The organism is Rhizobium aethiopicum, from assembly GCF_900094625.1.
GTDB lineage: Bacteria > Pseudomonadota > Alphaproteobacteria > Rhizobiales > Rhizobiaceae > Rhizobium > Rhizobium aethiopicum.
The window spans coordinates 234,689-249,814 of record NZ_FMAJ01000007.1; the positions used below are offsets into that span (position 1 = coordinate 234,689).

The window sequence follows — 15,126 nt, forward strand, 5'->3', positions numbered from 1 at the left end:
GGGGTGAGCGACGAAAGCGGGCTTCCAGATAATATTCATCATCAGTGCGCCACCGCGGCCGCAGCCGCTTCGTCGATCAGCCGGCCGCTGCGGAAGCGTTCCAGCGTCAGCCCGGCGTTGAACTTGTGCGCTTCATCGCGGGCGATCAGGTGCGCGAAGAGATTGGCCGATCCCGGCGTCGCCTTGAAGCCGCCGGTGCCCCAGCCGCAATTCACGTAAAGCCCGGGGACCGGCGTCTTCGACTGGATCGCCGAACGGTCCGGCGTATTGTCGACGATACCGCCCCATTGCCGCATCATCTTGACGCGTCGGAACATCGGGAAGAGTTCGCAGATGGCGTCGAGCGTATGCGTGATGATCTGCAGCCCGCCGGTCTGCGAATAGGAATTGTATTGGTCGGTGCCGGCGCCGATGACGAGTTCTCCCTTGTCGGACTGGGAGATATAGGCGTGCACCGTGTTCGACATGACGACGCATGGGAAGATCGGCTTCAGCGGCTCGGAAACCAGCGCCTGCAGCGGGCTCGATTGCAACGGCACCCGCACATCCGCCATCTTCATGAGGGTTGACGTATGGCCCGCGGCCGACACGCCGACTTTTCTGGCGCCGATAAAGCCGCGCGAGGTCTCGACCCCGGTCACCCGTCCGTCGGGGCCGCGCCGGATGCCGGTCACTTCGCAGTTCTGGATGATATGCACGCCTCGGTCGGAGGCCGCCCGCGCATAACCCCAGGCGACCGCATCGTGCCGTGCGGTGCCGCCGCGCCGCTGCAGCGCCGCGCCATTGATCGGGTAGCGCGCGCTGGCGGAGATGTCGAGCGGCGGACAATAGGCCTTGGCCTGCTCCGGCGTCAGCCATTCATTGTCGATGCCGTAGAGCCGGTTGGCATGGATGTGCCGCTTGAAGGACTGCTGGTCGTGAATATTGTGCGAGAGCATCATCACGCCGCGCGGCGAATACATCACATTGTAATTAAGCTCCTGCGACAGCCCCTCCCAGAGCTTCATCGAATGCTCGTAGATGTGCATGCTCTCTTCGTAGAGATAGTTCGAGCGGATGATGGTGGTATTGCGCCCGGTATTGCCGCCGCCGAGCCAGCCCTTCTCGATCACCGCCACATTGGTGATGCCGTGCTCCTTGGCGAGATAATAGGCGGCTCCCAGGCCGTGCCCGCCGGCGCCGATGATGACGACGTCGTATTCGGCGCGTGGCTCCGGTGAAGTCCACTGCTTCTCCCAACCTCTGTGGCCGCGAAGGGCCTCCCGCGCCACGGCAAAAACCGAATATTTCCGCATCCGCCTTCTTCTCCTTCAGGCAAGGACTGTTCTCGCGCCCATACAAATCGCAAATCCAAATGCGGCACAACGGCTCTTTTGCGACGCGCGAGAGCTTCGCTTTTGACACTGAACGACATCATGTCGAAAACTGCGCAATTTCCGATGGTGCCGAGCGCCGCTTCCCAATCTCGAATAAACGCCATTCGGCAGGATGATGCGCAAGCTGGCTTCCCACCCGGCGGCGGGCCTCACCTAACCCAAGAGGGCGAAAAGACAAGCAGTTACTAAAATGCTAATTTTCCCCATTTGCCGGGGCTGGTGTATCATGCAGGGGCGGCGTTTATTATTCCAGACGGTTTTTACTGTGCTTTGCGGCGCCCAGCTGGCGACTGCCGAGCCGGTGGGCCAGGCTGTCCTCATCAAGACCGAGGTAACGGGACAAGCCGGCCCAATCGAAGTCAACACAAGCGTTCACCGCGACGAACGCATCAGGACATCACAGTCGGGACTCGGCCAGTTTCTGTTTAGGGACGGCACCAAACTTGCGGTCGGCTGGGGTTCCTCCGTCGTCATTGACAAGTATGTTTTCGACGATTCTCAATCGGTGAGGAAACTCACCATCAAGGCCGCCAAGGGAACCTTCCGCTGGGTCAGCGGCAATTCCAAATCCTCGGCCTATCAAATCCTGACGCCGGCAGGCACGATCGGGGTGCGCGGCACCGCATTCGATTTTTATGTCGGTCCCGACGGCACCACCGCCGTCGTCCTCTTGAACGGCGAAGCCCGCTTCTGCGGCCCCGGCGGCTGCCGGCAGCTGCAGCAGCGCTGCGACTGCGTCGTGGCCAAGCCAAACGGCGATATGACGCCGGCCCGCCGGGTCGATCCCAGCGTTCTCGATACGCTCGGAAATCCCCGCGCCCTGCCCTTCCTGTCCGGCAACCAGCGGCTGGCGGGCGGCATCGGCATGCTCGGCGGCTGCAATATGGCCTCCGTTGTGCCCGAAAGAAAGGACAGAACGCGGCCTCCGCCGGCAGTTGCGCCTGCGCCGCAAAGGCAGGATCCGCCACAGAGACAGGCCGAGCCACAAAAGGAGCGCCCGAACAAGCCCGACAAGCCCCATCACGACAGGCCGCACCATGATAAGCCGGATAGGCCTGACAAGCACGAGGGCCATGGCCGGCATGATGATGATGGCAAGCCGGGAAATCACGGCGAGGATCATCGCCGACACGACCGCGACCACCATGGACATCGAGATCGTGATCATGCCGGAGATCGAAGCCACGACAGCGGTCGGAATTTCAATCGTGACCGCTGAGGCGGTCAGTCGGCGGCGCTCTTTTCGACCCTTCCGGCGCCTCGCGGAAATGATCGGTCCTGCCGGATATGCGCTGGTAAAATTCCGCCAGGCCGCCGATCACCTGCACCGCCCTGAGCTTTGCCGTACCGATGAGTTTCCGGCTGTTTCGCGAGTGCGATTGCAGGGCCTGCATCAACTGCCGGTGAACGACCTCGAGCGCAGCAAATTCACGGGATGCCGCGACGCGCTCATCGCCGACGACGGCAAGGATCTTGGTGCGGCTGCTCTTTCCCTTGAGTGGAAGGGCGCCGGCCTCGATCAACGCCATCCCCCGCACTGAACGTGCCGTGCTGTCGGAGATGAGGATATCGAAACCGACCTCCTTGCAGGACGACTCGATGCGGGCCGCGACGTTGACGGCATCTCCGACGGCCGAATAATTGAAGCGGGTCTTGGCGCCCATATTGCCGACGCAGGCAAGGCCGGTATGGATGCCGATACCGATGCCGACCTCCTGATCGGGCCCGAAGCCGAAGGCGTCGCCGGCATTCAGTTCTGCGAGTGTCTCTCGCATGGCGAGCGCAGTGCGAACCGCCCTGGTCTCGTGATCCGCAACATCAACCGGCGCATTCCAGAACGCCATGATCGAATCGCCGATAAATTTGTCGAGCGTGCCTTCATTCGCCACGACATGCCGGCTCAGCGCGTCGAGCAGTGTGTTCAGGAATGCAACGACATCGGCCGGCGCCAACCGCTCGCTCATCTCGGTGAAGTTCCTGACGTCAACGAACATCACCGTCAACTCGCGGTCGTCCCCACCGAGACGCAATGCGTCGCGGTTATGCTCGATGCGATGGAGCAGCGACGGAGAAAGATAATGTCCGAAAGCCCGCCGCACCTCCCGCCTTTCCCGGTCGATCACCAGGATGCGGAACGAGGTTGCGGCGAAATGGGTGACCGATCCGCTGACGATTGGTGCCAGCGGATCCAGAAGAAGCCCCGCATAGAGAAAGGAGAGCCAGGAGGCCACGAGCGCCATCGCGGTTATGAGCAGGCCGCAGACCAGTGCGACGGCGGGACTGACGAAGGTAGTGACCACGACGAGCAGGCAACCGAGCACCGCGATCGTCAGGATTTCCAGCCCGTCCGCCCAATCGGGCCGCGACAGGAAACGGCCGGAGAGAATCTGCTCGACGGCCTGCGCATGCATCGAAACGCCGGGAACATTCTCGCCGAGCGCCGTGACGCGGATGTCCTGCAGGCCCGCCGCTGAGGTGCCGACGAAGACGATGCTGCCGTTAATGGCGGCGGAGAGCTCGGGAGAGGCGCCTTCGGCGGCGAGCACCTGACGGACGGATATATAGCGCTCAGCCCGGTCGGGGCTGACATAGAGCCAGAATTCACCCTCCGCCGTCAGCGGCACGACGAAATCGCCGATCTTTGCCGATGTCATCACGCCGGCGCGATCCGGAGCGCCGGCCAATACATAGGTCGATACGCCCTGTGCGACGCGCAGCGCTTCGACAGCAAGATTGGGATAGAGCTGCACGCCGTCAGTCAGGAACAACGGCACTGCCCGCACCACCGGCGAAGGATTGCCGGGATTGAGACTGATGTGGCCGAGCCCTGCCGCGTTGGCTGCCAATTGCGGTCTGAGCGGCGTCGATGCGGCAAGATGAGGCGCCGCCGAGACGGGGCTTTCACCGGTGAAAGCAAAGCCCGCCTTGACAGGCGGCCGATAACTGCCCTCGTTGGAAAGTCCGAAGCCGAGCACGACGGGTTTGCCGGAAATCGAGCCGGCAAATATCTCGTCATTGTCGGGAAGTTTCTCGGCCAGGGACGGATCGACCCCGACGACCTCGCGCACGACATTGCGCGGAGACAGCCGGTCCGGCTCGGAAAAGAGAATGTCGAAGGCAATGGCCGCAGCACCCAGTTGAGATAGCCGGTCCACCAGCAGGGCCAACCGGTCCCGTGGCCACGGCCACTGACCGAATTCGCGCAGCGACGCCTCGTCGATGTCGATTACATGAACCGGCATTGGCTCGAAGGTCCTCGGAAGCAGACGCTGATATTCGTCAAAAGTCACGCCGCGGATCAGCTTGAAAATGGCGGGATCGGCTGCCCGCAGCATCGTCAGCGCGGCCACGATCAACAGGCCGATAACGACACCGATTTGCTGCGCGCGCGTCATCATCTCAACCGGTGTCCCCTCCCACGGCCGATCGAGCGGCCCCGCACCTGCCGGCTGACAGGCTACGCCGCTTTCAACCCGAACGCCATTCGCACCTGCGCTCCGGGCGCTTCTTTTCGCGGTCCCGCCTTCCGCTTTCCGTCGGTGGCGCAGAAGCGTCTTTAAATTCGGCGACGCCGTCGGATCGGCAACGCTTTTGCTTGGACGGCAAAGGCTTCGCCCTTGCCGGGCGCGCGGCGAAATGTTCTTGTAAAGGCGCGAAGCGCGAATGCTTTTAAGTTAGAGACGAGGGCTCCCGTGATTTCCGAAACCGCCGTGCGCCGCAGCGGCTATTGGCTGATCGTCGTCGTGCTGGCGATGCTTGCAGGGCTGCCGCTTGCGGTCTGGCTCGACATCAGCGATCTCTCCGGAAATACGCTCAGACGTCAGGCGCGTGATATGAGCTCGCTGATATCGAGCATCCGCTCCTATTATTCCGCCAATGTCGTGGGACGGGTTCTGGCCGCACACGCCAGCGGCGCGACAGCAGGCACGGTCGTCTCCCACAACTACGCCAACATACCAGGCGCCATCCCGCTGCCGGCGACACTTTCGCTGGAACTTGGCGACGTCGTCAAGGAGCAGCAGGCCAATATCACCTACCGCTTCGTCTCCGACCTACCGTTCAAGAGCCGGGCTTCCCACGAACTTGACGATTTCGAGCGACGAGCGCTTGCTGCTTTGCGGGCCAATCCGCAGCAGACGTTGAACGACCTCGCCCGCGTCGGATTGACGGATACCCTGCGGTTCATCACGCCCGTCGTCATGGGCCAGGCCTGTGTCGCCTGCCACAACAGCCATCCCGAAAGCCCGAAGACCGACTGGAAGGTCGGCGATGTGCGTGGCATCCAGGAAGTGGTCATCAAGCAACCCTATGCAAGCAATGTCTTCGCCTTCAAATATCTGCTCTGCTACTTTCTTTTTGTCGCCATCATCGGCCTCAGCTTTATTCTGCTGCAGCGCCAGCAGGCGCGCGCAATCCATAGCGCCAACCGCGACCTGGAAACGGCAAACGAATTCCTGGCCAGCGTTTCCCTGAAGATTTCGCGCTATCTCTCGCCGCAGATTTACAAGAGCATCTTCAGCGGACAGAAAGATGTCGTGGTCCATACCGAGCGCAAGCGCCTGACGATTTTCTTCTCCGACATCAAGGATTTCACGGCGACCACCGAGCGACTGCAGCCGGAAGCGTTGACGGAGATGCTCAACGAATATCTGACCGAGATGTCGAACATTGCGCTCGCCCATGGCGGCACGGTGGACAAGTTCATCGGCGACGCCATGCTGGTCTTCTTCGGCGACCCGGAAACCAGGGGTCCGGAAGAAGACGCGAAAGCCTGCCTGCGGATGGCCGTCGACATGCAGCGCCGCCTCGGCGAACTCAAGGACAGATGGCGCAGAAACGGCACCGAAGAGCCTTTCGTCGTGCGCATGGGAATCAACAGCGGCTACTGCAACGTCGGCAATTTCGGCAGTAATGACCGCATGGACTATACGATCATCGGCGCGGAAGCCAATCTGGCGGCCCGGCTACAATCGATCGCCGAGGGTGGAGAGATCGTCATCAGCTACGAAACCTATGCGCTGGTGAACGAAATCGTCGACGCCCACCCCCTGCCGCCGATCACGATGAAGGGCATACAGCGCGAGATCGTGCCCTATGCGGTCGATGGGTTGACGCTCGGCGCGAACCACAAGAGCCGGGTTCTGAGCGAACATCTCTCTGGTCTCGACCTGCATCTGGATATGAGCCGACTGGAGCCTGCCGATCGACTCCGGATCCGGACGGCGCTGAAGGAGGCTATCGCCGCGCTGGATGAAGCCCTGCCGGAAGCGGCTCTCTCAAGAGAGGATGCCGGGCAGATCTGATTTTTCCGCCTGCCTCCGATATCCATCTGGACTTCCCCTACTCGATCTGCTATCCCGCATCACCAATCGCAAGGCTGCGGCCGCGCGAACGTTATATTTTTGCCCCTGGCGCTGCGCCGCCTCAGGCATCAACCAAACCAAAGGAACGTGATTCTCGTGCAGGTACTTGTCCGCGATAACAATGTCGATCAGGCTCTCCGCGCTCTCAAGAAGAAGATGCAGCGCGAAGGCATTTTCCGCGAAATGAAGATGCGCGACTACTACGAGAAGCCGTCGCAGAAGCGTGCTCGCGAAAAGGCCGAGGCTGTTCGCCGCGTTCGCAAGCTGGCCCGCAAGCGCGCCCAGCGCGAAGGTCTGGTCGCACGCTAAGCGTTGCCGTCGTTTTTTCGACGTTTTCAGATGCATTGTGGCGGGGGCGATTGGTTCGCCGCCGCCTTTTTAGTTTGCCGCTGAAGATCGCATATCCCGATATCGGATATGCCGCATGGGGAAAGCGAGCCCGAATGGCTGATACCACCTTCAATCCGTCCCGCACCTGCCGCTTGCAGAAAACGGCGTTCCTGCCGGCTTTGGCACTGGCCGCCATGTTCGGCCTCGCCGGCTGCGAGACGACCAACACCACGGATGCCGTGATCCGCATCGACAAGGCGCAGGGCTCGGAAGAGAACATCGCGTCGCTGACGGCTGTTATCAACGCCAATCCGAGGGATCCGGAGGGATATAACGTCCGCGGTTCCGCCTATGGACGCGGCGGCCAGTTCCGCCAGGCGCTGAACGATTTCAACACGGCATTGCAGATCAACCCGCGCTTCTTCCAGGCCTATGCCAACCGCGCGCTCGTCTATCGCAACATGGGACAGCAGCAGCAGGCGATTGCCGACTACAATGCCGCCTTGCAGATCAATCCGAGCTATGACGTCGCCTATATCGGCCGCGGCAATGTCTATCGCATGGCCGGCCAGGACGATGCGGCTTTCAACGACTTCAGCAAGGCGATCCAGCTCGGCACGACGGATGGCCGTGCCTATCACAATCGTGGGCTGATCTACCAGAAGCGGAATCAGCAGGATAAGGCGATCGATGATTTCTCGAAGGCCATCTCGCTCGCGCCGAATTCGCCCGAACCCTATAACGGCCGCGGCGTCTCCTACTTCGCACTGAATGATGACGACAACGCCTTTGCCGATTTCAACCATGCGATCGAGCTCAACGGCAACATCGCCGAATCCTGGGCCAACCAGGCGCTCGTTTACGAACGCCGCGGCGACAAGGCCAAGGCCGCCCGCTCCTATCGCCATGCGGTCGGACTTGATCCGAAATACCAGCCGGCCCGCGATGGCCTGGCACGAGTCGGCGCGCCAGCCGGCTAAGGATGTGAATTGGGGCGGCCGGATCACCGGATGTCCCAATACTTTGGTGTTCAACAACCCTTCGGCAGAGCCCGTTTATCGATGACCGGTCCGATGCGTATGCAGCGACGGGCGGCGGAAGCGAACCGTCATGAAGGCGGCCGCATCGCTTTGAAAAGGGAGGCGGAAAAACCTCCGTCGTCTTCGATGGCACGTCATACGATGTTGCAACCTGCTTTTGCTCCCCCTAACATGTGACTGCTTCGATAGCCCGCTATCGGGGTGTGCGAAAACATGTTGAGGGCGGTTTGCGAGAGATGCGGATCTTTGCTTTCCTGACCGCAGACGAGAACTGTTGCGGGCAGCGCGCAAGACAGCGCCGCGTCTCTTTCGAGACGCGCAAAGGATGCGGCAACACTTGGAGTTGCAGGCGGACTTCTTCTTTTCAATTTCGGCAATGCATTGGCGCAGGCGGTGTGGCGCACTAGATGAAGATCATCGCACTGTTCTTTCCCAAAGCTTCGATCGGCACCTATCTCGTTGCCATGGCGGTGGCGATCGCGCTGCCGATCTTCGCCTTCGTGGCGCTGCTTCTGCTGCAGCTGGAGGACAACCAGCGCTCGACGCTGAAGCGCGAGACGGCACAGGACGCGCTTGCCCTTTCGCGCATCATCGATCGCCAGCTTCAGGACATGGCGACGACGTTGCGACTGCTGTCGACCTCCCCGGAGCTTGAAAACGGCGATTTCGCCTCCTTCCACGAGCGCACGGAAACGGCTCTGCGGAACAATACGCTCTACGTCCTCGCCGTCGACCGCACCGGTCAACAGTTGCTGAACACACGCCGGCCTTTCGGCACGCCGCTCGGAAAAATGGCAAATATCGCCGCGCTCGATGCCGCCATAACATCCGGCCGCATCGAGGCGTCCGATGTTTTTCGCGGCAGAACCAGCGACGAATGGGTCTATAACGTCACTCTGCCAAGAGAGAACGACCCGGTCGCCGCCCTCATCATTACTCAGGATGCCAAGGATCTCGGCAGGCTCGTCACGACCCAGGGCCTTGCTCCCGGCTGGTCGGCCGCCGTTGTCGATCAAAGCGGTCACGTTGTCGTTGCCGCCGGTCCCGCCGCCCTCGAGCCCGGCACGCCCTTCGATCCGCGCATCCTGCCGGCGCTTAGGCTTTCCCGGGGCGTCTTCGAGGATAAGACGATCCTGCCGCACATGCTTCTAGGTTATGCGCAGATTACGGGCTGGTCGTGGAAGACGGTGATCTGGGGGCCGGTGGCGCAGGCTTCGATTCTCAGCACCTGGCGTTTCCTCATCATCGGAGGCGTCGCACTCGTGCTCGTCGCCGTATTGGCCGCCTATGCGGTCGCAAGGCAGGTCCGCACCACCATCCGCGAGATCGCCGACATGGCGAACCGGATGGGCGAGGGCCATATCGTCTCGCCGGTGGAAACGAGCGTCATCGAGGCAAACCAGGTGGCGATCGCTCTTTCGAACGCCTCTTTCGATCGCAGCCAGACCGAGGACCGGCTGCGCTTCGTCATGCACGAACTCGTCCACCGCACCAAGAACCTTCTCACACTTGCGCAGGCCATGATGCGCCAGCTCGCCAAGCAGGCTGACAGCGTCGAAACCTTTCAGGCCGCCGTCGCCGACCGCCTTGAGGGGCTCGTGCGTTCGATCGAGCTGCTGACCAGCGAGCAATGGGGAGGCGTGTCGCTGCGGCGCGTCGTCGACATTCATCTGCAGGCCTTCCCGCAATCGCGCGAGCAGATCGAAATCACCGGCCAAGATTTCGTCCTGAAGCCGGATGCGGTGCAGAATCTCGGCCTCGCCCTGCATGAGCTCGCCACCAATTCGGTGAAATATGGTGCGCTCTCCGTCCCGCAGGGCCGCGTCCGCTTCAACTGGCACGATGTCCGGGAGGAAGACAAGCCGGATGCCTTGCTCCGCTTCACCTGGGAGGAGCGCGGCGGTCCACCGGTCACAGAGCCGTCGCGTTCGGGCTTCGGCACAACAGTCATAAAGGCGCACGCCGCCTCCGCTTTCCGCGGTACGGTCGAGGTCGATTTCAAACCGGAAGGTCTGATATGGGTGCTGACGGCCCAGCGCGCCACGCTGGAGCGAGAATAGCTCAGGAACAATCGCCACCTCAACCCGTTTCGAACAGGTCGTTTTCAAGGAGAAGGATCATGTTCAAGCAAACGATGATCGCCGCCGCTGCTCTGGCGGCTGCTGCCATGGCAAGCCCGGCGAGCGCGGAAAGTTATGTGACGCTTGGCCGTCTGGTCTGCGGTTCGGATGGCGGCCAGGGTCTAATCGTCACCTCGCAGAAGAATCTCATCTGCACCTATACACCGGCATCCGGCGGCGCCAAGGCGGTCTATGCCGGCAAAATAGAGAAATTCGGCATCGACCTCGGCCAGACCGGCAAGAGCGTGATGATCTGGCAGGTGCTGGCAAAGACAGGCACGGACATGCCTGAATTCGCCCTTGCCGGCGAATATTATGGCATCGGCGCCGATGCGAGTCTCGGTGCCGGTGCCGGCGCAAAGGTGATTGCCGGCGGCACCAATAAGGCCTTCATGCTGCAGCCGCTGAATGTCCAGGCGCAGGAAGGGCTCAACTTGGCGATCGGCGTCGAGAAGATGACGCTTGTACCGGGTGAGATATGAGAAAAGCCGCCCAAAAGAGCGGCTCATCGGCTCAATGCGCGATCGCCTTATTGATATCCTCGGTCATTTTCTTGGCATCGCCGAGCAGCATCATCGTGCCGTCCTTGTAGAACAGGGTGTTGTCGATGCCGGCATAACCCGAACCGAGCGAGCGCTTGACGAACAGGCAGGTCTTGGCCCGGTCGACGTCGAGGATCGGCATGCCGTAGATCGGCGAGGTCTTGTCGTCGCGTGCCGCCGGATTGGTGACGTCGTTGGCGCCGATGACATAGGCGACGTCGGCCTGGGCGAATTCCGAATTGATGTCGTCGAGCTCGAAGACTTCGTCATAGGGAACATTGGCTTCGGCAAGCAGCACGTTCATATGGCCCGGCATACGGCCGGCGACCGGATGGATCGCGTATTTCACCTCGACGCCGTTCTTCTTCAAATTGTCCGCAAGTTCGCGCAGCGCGTGCTGGGCCTGGGCGACCGCCATTCCGTATCCCGGCACGATGATCACCTTCGAGGCGTTCGCCATCAAATAGGCAGCATCCTCGGCCGAGCCGAGCTTGACGGTCTTGTCCGACGTGTCGGCTCCACCCGATGCCGTCTCGCCGCCGAAACCACCGAGAATGACCGAGATGAAGGAGCGGTTCATGCCCTTGCACATGATGTAGGAGAGGATGGCGCCGGAAGAGCCAACGAGCGCGCCGGTGATGATCAGCGCCAGATTGCCGAGCGTGAAGCCGATGCCGGCTGCAGCCCAGCCGGAATAGGAGTTCAGCATCGAGACGACGACCGGCATGTCGGCGCCGCCTATCGGCACGATCAGCAGCACGCCGAGCGCCAGCGACAGCGCCACGACGGCCCAGAAGTCGAAATGGCTTTCGGTCAAGGCAAGGCCGACGATGAAGAGCACGATCAGCGCCAGCAGCGCGGCGTTGATCAGATGCCGGTAAGGCAGCAGGATCGGTTTGCCGGACATGCGCCCGTCGAGCTTCAGGAAGGCGATGATCGAGCCGGTGAAGGTCAGTGCCCCGATCGCCACGCCGAGCGCCATTTCGATGCGCGCCTCGGTGTGGATATGGCCGATCTCGCCGATGCCAAAGGAGGCGGGCGTGTAGAGCGCCGAGGCGGCGACCAGCACCGCGGCAAGGCCGACCAGCGAATGGAAGCCGGCGACGAGCTGCGGCATCGAGGTCATTGGGATGGTGCGGGCGACATAGGCGCCGACGCTGCCGCCGATGGCAAGGCCGAGGACGATCAGCACGAAACCGCCGAAGTTGGGCGTCGCCAGCACCAGCGTCGTCAGGATGGCGATCCCCATGCCGACCATGCCGTAGAGATTGCCCTTGCGGCTAGTGGCCGGATGCGACAGGCCGCGCAGCGCCAGGATGAAGAGCACGCCGGAGACGAGGTAGAGGAAAGCTGCGATATTGGTCATCGTTTCCTCACCGGTCCTTCTTGCGGTACATCGCCAGCATGCGCTGCGTGACCAGGAAGCCGCCGAAAATGTTGACCGAGACGAGCACGAGGGCGACGAAACCGAAGCCGGTCGCAAGCCCGCTGGTGGAAATGCCGACCGCCAGCAGCGCGCCGACGACGATGACGGAGGAGATCGCATTGGTCACCGCCATCAGCGGCGTATGCAGCGCCGGCGTCACCGACCAGACGACGTAATAACCGACGAAGATCGACAAGACGAAGATCGCCAGCTGGAAGACGAAGGGATCGATCGCCCCGCCGGTCGCAGCGCTTGCCGCCTCCGGGGCATGCGCGGCTGCGGCGGTGACGGCCGCTACCGCGTCGTTCAGCTGCTGCAGGGCCCTGTCCATTGCTTCACTGGCCATCAGAGATCTCCCTTCTTCGCGCCGCCGAAGGCGGGATGAACGACGCCGCCGGCATAGGTCAGCATCGTCGCCTTGACGAGCTCGTCGTCGAGATTGACGACGACCGACTTGGTTTCCTTGTCGACCATGGTCTCGAGGAAGGTGACGAGGTTCTTGGCATAGAGCGCCGAGGCGCTGGCCGCGACCCGGCCCGGCATGTTGGCAAAGCCGATCACCCTGACACCTTCGACATCGGCGACCTCGCCGGCAACGACGCCCTCGATGTTGCCGCCGCGCTCGACTGCAAGATCGACGGCGACCGCACCCGGCTTCATCGAGGCAAGCATGGCGCGCGACACCAGCCGCGGCGCCGGCCGGCCGGGAATGAGAGCGGTGGTGATGACTATATCCTGCTTGGCAATGTGTTCGGCGACAAGGGCTGCCTGCTTGGCCTGATAGTCGGCCGACATTTCCTTGGCATAACCGCCGGCCGTTTCCGCCGCCTTGAACTCGTCGTCCTCGACGGCGATGAACTTGGCGCCGAGCGAAGCGACCTGCTCCTTGGCGGCCGGGCGGACATCGGTGGCCGAGACCGCAGCACCGAGGCGCCGGGCGGTGGCGATTGCCTGGAGGCCGGCGACACCGGCGCCCATGACGAAGACCTTGGCGGCCGGCACCGTGCCTGCCGCCGTCATCATCATCGGCATGGCTCGGTCATAGACCGCCGCCGCCTCGACGACCGCCTGGTAGCCGGCGAGATTGGCCTGGGAGGAAAGCACGTCCATCGACTGGGCACGGGTGATGCGCGGCATCAGTTCCATCGCGAAGGCCGACAGCCCGGCGCTTGCGAAAGCGGCGATCGCTTCGTCATTGCCGTAAGGGTCCATGACCGCGATGACGGCGGCGCCGCTCTTGTACCCCGCAATTTCCGATGGGCCCGGGCGGCGCACCTTCAGCACCACGTCTGCAGCAGCGGCATCGGCAAAACTGCCGATTCTGGCGCCGGCGGCCTCGAACTCGCCATCCAAAATACGCGAAGCCGCACCGGCACCGGCTTCGACCACGACATCGAAGCCGAAACTCTTCATCTTTTTCACGGTCTCCGCAGAGGCCGCGACACGCGTCTCCCCGTCCGCAAATTCTTTTGCAACGAATACAATATTGCCCAACTGCCCCCTCCTCCGGGTCAGCCAGACCGCCGCAGGCTTCGCCTGCGCAGGCCAAGCACCTAATTCACAAAGCTTCGGAGAAGCCTCCCCTCCCCTTAGAGCCCCTCGCGTCCCCTCGGACGCACAACGACGCTCCAACTCCTGGATCGACGCATCGCGCTTTCCGAAAACCGATTCCGATTTTCCGGCCGATGCGCCAGCCGCGATCAGCGGACCAGGAAGATGCCGGCGGCGAGAAGAATGATGAAGACGAAGAGACCGCCAAGCAGACCGGCGCCGCCGAAGAAACCGGCCGTCATCGCCAAGAGGAGAACGATGAGAAGCATCGTGCCGTATTTCGTGCCGGCAATGAACATGTTGTAGGTCTGCTCATGTTCCTTGTAATCCATCGGCGCGCCGGTCTCGACCGGTCCGGTATGATGTTCGGCCATAAATATCGTCTCCCTGAAATGCTTTAGCGCTGCCTGATTCCCTCTTTTGGCCGAGGGAAGTCCCTGTTTGCAGGAATTACACAATGACACGCAAAAGCGCAATGCATGAGAATGCCGCAGCCGCGGTGCGAACCACCTTCTCCGGCGAGGAAAAGGCCTGAGGATGCCGGCTGCGGATCTTGTCATAGACCCATATCATCTCCCATCCGGAGAGCAGGGGAAATCACAGCGGCAGGTCGGTGCCGAGTTCTCCTTGCGGCACGAAACGCGCCGTCGGGATGATGGTGAGCGGTGGCAGAGTGTCGTTCGGATTGCGCGAAAACATCATGCGCTGCTCGCTGGCGCTGGAGATGAAGAAGGGATAGCGCGTCAACAGCTTGCGCCCGACCTCGATCACATTCGTCGCCATCAGCGTCATGTCGATGCCGTAGTTCTTCGCCAGCCGGCCAGGAACCACCGTATCGGCATAAAAGACCCGTTTGTAGAAAGCGGCATGCGGCGGCCGGACGAACTGAAGGACGCGATCAGCACGGAAATAGGCGGCCGCAACAATGGTGGGTCTCAGCGTCAGATAGGGCACCCATGGGAGGTCGGCGGTGAGTTCCGGATCGGCAGCGAAACGCGCCGGATCGATCAGGGTCAGACCCGCGTCCAGGAGCTCGTCCATAGCCTCGGGAAAAGCGCCGCCGGACTGGCTGAGGCGATGCTCGGGTGTCACATAATGAACCCGGATCGTACTGATCAGCTCACCATAATAATACAACCCGAAAATATAGGCGTGGCTGTCGAAATCGCTGTCATCAAGCAGGCCTTTCGGGGCGAGTGCCAGGACGTCATGGGCCTTGTAAGCCTTGTAGCGCAGGCGCTCCACCTGCTCCATGTCTTCGCTGCTTTCGACGCGACGATATTCGACATGATCCAAAATTTCCAAAATTTTCGCGCTGAAATCACTTCGCTTGAACAGTGTATCCGACATTTCTTGATCCGCTCGTTAACGGATCATT

General features: G+C 61.7%; 12 protein-coding genes and 1 pseudogene. 6 read left to right on the forward strand and 7 right to left on the reverse strand.

From position 1 onward, the window contains the following. Positions 1 to 41 precede the first annotated feature (41 nt). Complete coding sequence (locus GA0061105_RS17155) at positions 42 to 1,295, reverse strand: sarcosine oxidase subunit beta family protein (RefSeq protein ID WP_064694300.1); 1,254 nt, start codon at positions 1,293 to 1,295, stop codon at positions 42 to 44. A gap of 307 nt (positions 1,296 to 1,602) precedes the next feature. Between GA0061105_RS17155 and GA0061105_RS17160 the strand changes: the two genes are divergently transcribed. Further along, on the forward strand, positions 1,603 to 2,595 hold the full coding sequence (locus GA0061105_RS17160) for a FecR family protein (RefSeq protein ID WP_092751710.1): 993 nt from the start codon (positions 1,603 to 1,605) through the stop codon (positions 2,593 to 2,595). Between the two features lie 5 nt (positions 2,596 to 2,600). Here GA0061105_RS17160 and GA0061105_RS17165 read toward each other — a convergent pair. Then, a pseudogene (locus GA0061105_RS17165) lies at positions 2,601 to 4,771 on the reverse strand (CHASE2 domain-containing protein). Positions 4,772 to 5,068: 297 nt separating this feature from the next. Here GA0061105_RS17165 and GA0061105_RS17170 point away from each other — a divergent pair. The 5 genes from GA0061105_RS17170 (at position 5,069) to GA0061105_RS17190 (ending at position 10,711) form a co-directional block, all read left to right on the forward strand. Further along, positions 5,069 to 6,679, forward strand: a complete 1,611-nt coding sequence (locus tag GA0061105_RS17170; RefSeq protein ID WP_092751712.1) for an adenylate/guanylate cyclase domain-containing protein — start codon at positions 5,069 to 5,071, stop codon at positions 6,677 to 6,679. Positions 6,680 to 6,835: 156 nt separating this feature from the next. Then, on the forward strand, positions 6,836 to 7,048 hold the full coding sequence (gene rpsU, locus GA0061105_RS17175) for a 30S ribosomal protein S21 (protein ID WP_003585885.1): 213 nt from the start codon (positions 6,836 to 6,838) through the stop codon (positions 7,046 to 7,048). Positions 7,049 to 7,182: 134 nt separating this feature from the next. Continuing rightward, positions 7,183 to 8,049: a tetratricopeptide repeat protein gene (locus GA0061105_RS17180; protein ID WP_064694297.1), complete on the forward strand. Its 867-nt coding sequence runs from the start codon at positions 7,183 to 7,185 to the stop codon at positions 8,047 to 8,049. Positions 8,050 to 8,516: 467 nt separating this feature from the next. Then, positions 8,517 to 10,169, forward strand: coding sequence for a sensor histidine kinase (locus tag GA0061105_RS17185; RefSeq protein WP_092751714.1), 1,653 nt, complete (start codon positions 8,517 to 8,519; stop codon positions 10,167 to 10,169). Between the two features lie 59 nt (positions 10,170 to 10,228). Continuing rightward, positions 10,229 to 10,711: a DUF992 domain-containing protein gene (locus GA0061105_RS17190; RefSeq protein ID WP_064694295.1), complete on the forward strand. Its 483-nt coding sequence runs from the start codon at positions 10,229 to 10,231 to the stop codon at positions 10,709 to 10,711. 31 nt (positions 10,712 to 10,742) lie between these two features. On the opposite strand, the gene GA0061105_RS17195 is transcribed toward GA0061105_RS17190, so the two are convergent. The 5 genes from GA0061105_RS17195 to GA0061105_RS17215 form a co-directional block, all read right to left on the reverse strand. Continuing rightward, positions 10,743 to 12,137: an NAD(P)(+) transhydrogenase (Re/Si-specific) subunit beta gene (locus GA0061105_RS17195; protein WP_064694294.1), complete on the reverse strand. Its 1,395-nt coding sequence runs from the start codon at positions 12,135 to 12,137 to the stop codon at positions 10,743 to 10,745. Positions 12,138 to 12,144: 7 nt separating this feature from the next. Then, complete coding sequence (locus tag GA0061105_RS17200; protein WP_092751716.1) at positions 12,145 to 12,543, reverse strand: proton-translocating transhydrogenase family protein; 399 nt, start codon at positions 12,541 to 12,543, stop codon at positions 12,145 to 12,147. Next, the gene (locus GA0061105_RS17205) at positions 12,543 to 13,691 is read right to left on the reverse strand and encodes a Re/Si-specific NAD(P)(+) transhydrogenase subunit alpha (RefSeq protein ID WP_092751718.1); all 1,149 of its coding nucleotides are present in this window, start codon (positions 13,689 to 13,691) and stop codon (positions 12,543 to 12,545) included. Before GA0061105_RS17205 ends, GA0061105_RS17200 begins: the two co-directional genes overlap by 1 nt. Before the next feature lie 206 nt (positions 13,692 to 13,897). Beyond that, a complete protein-coding gene (locus GA0061105_RS17210; RefSeq protein ID WP_064694291.1) occupies positions 13,898 to 14,122 on the reverse strand; it encodes an aa3-type cytochrome c oxidase subunit IV in 225 nt (74 codons plus the stop codon). Between the two features lie 223 nt (positions 14,123 to 14,345). Continuing rightward, positions 14,346 to 15,098 carry an N-acyl amino acid synthase FeeM domain-containing protein gene (locus tag GA0061105_RS17215; RefSeq protein ID WP_064694290.1) on the reverse strand — a complete coding sequence of 251 codons (753 nt, stop codon included), beginning with the start codon at positions 15,096 to 15,098 and terminating at the stop codon, positions 14,346 to 14,348. Positions 15,099 to 15,126 lie beyond the last annotated feature (28 nt).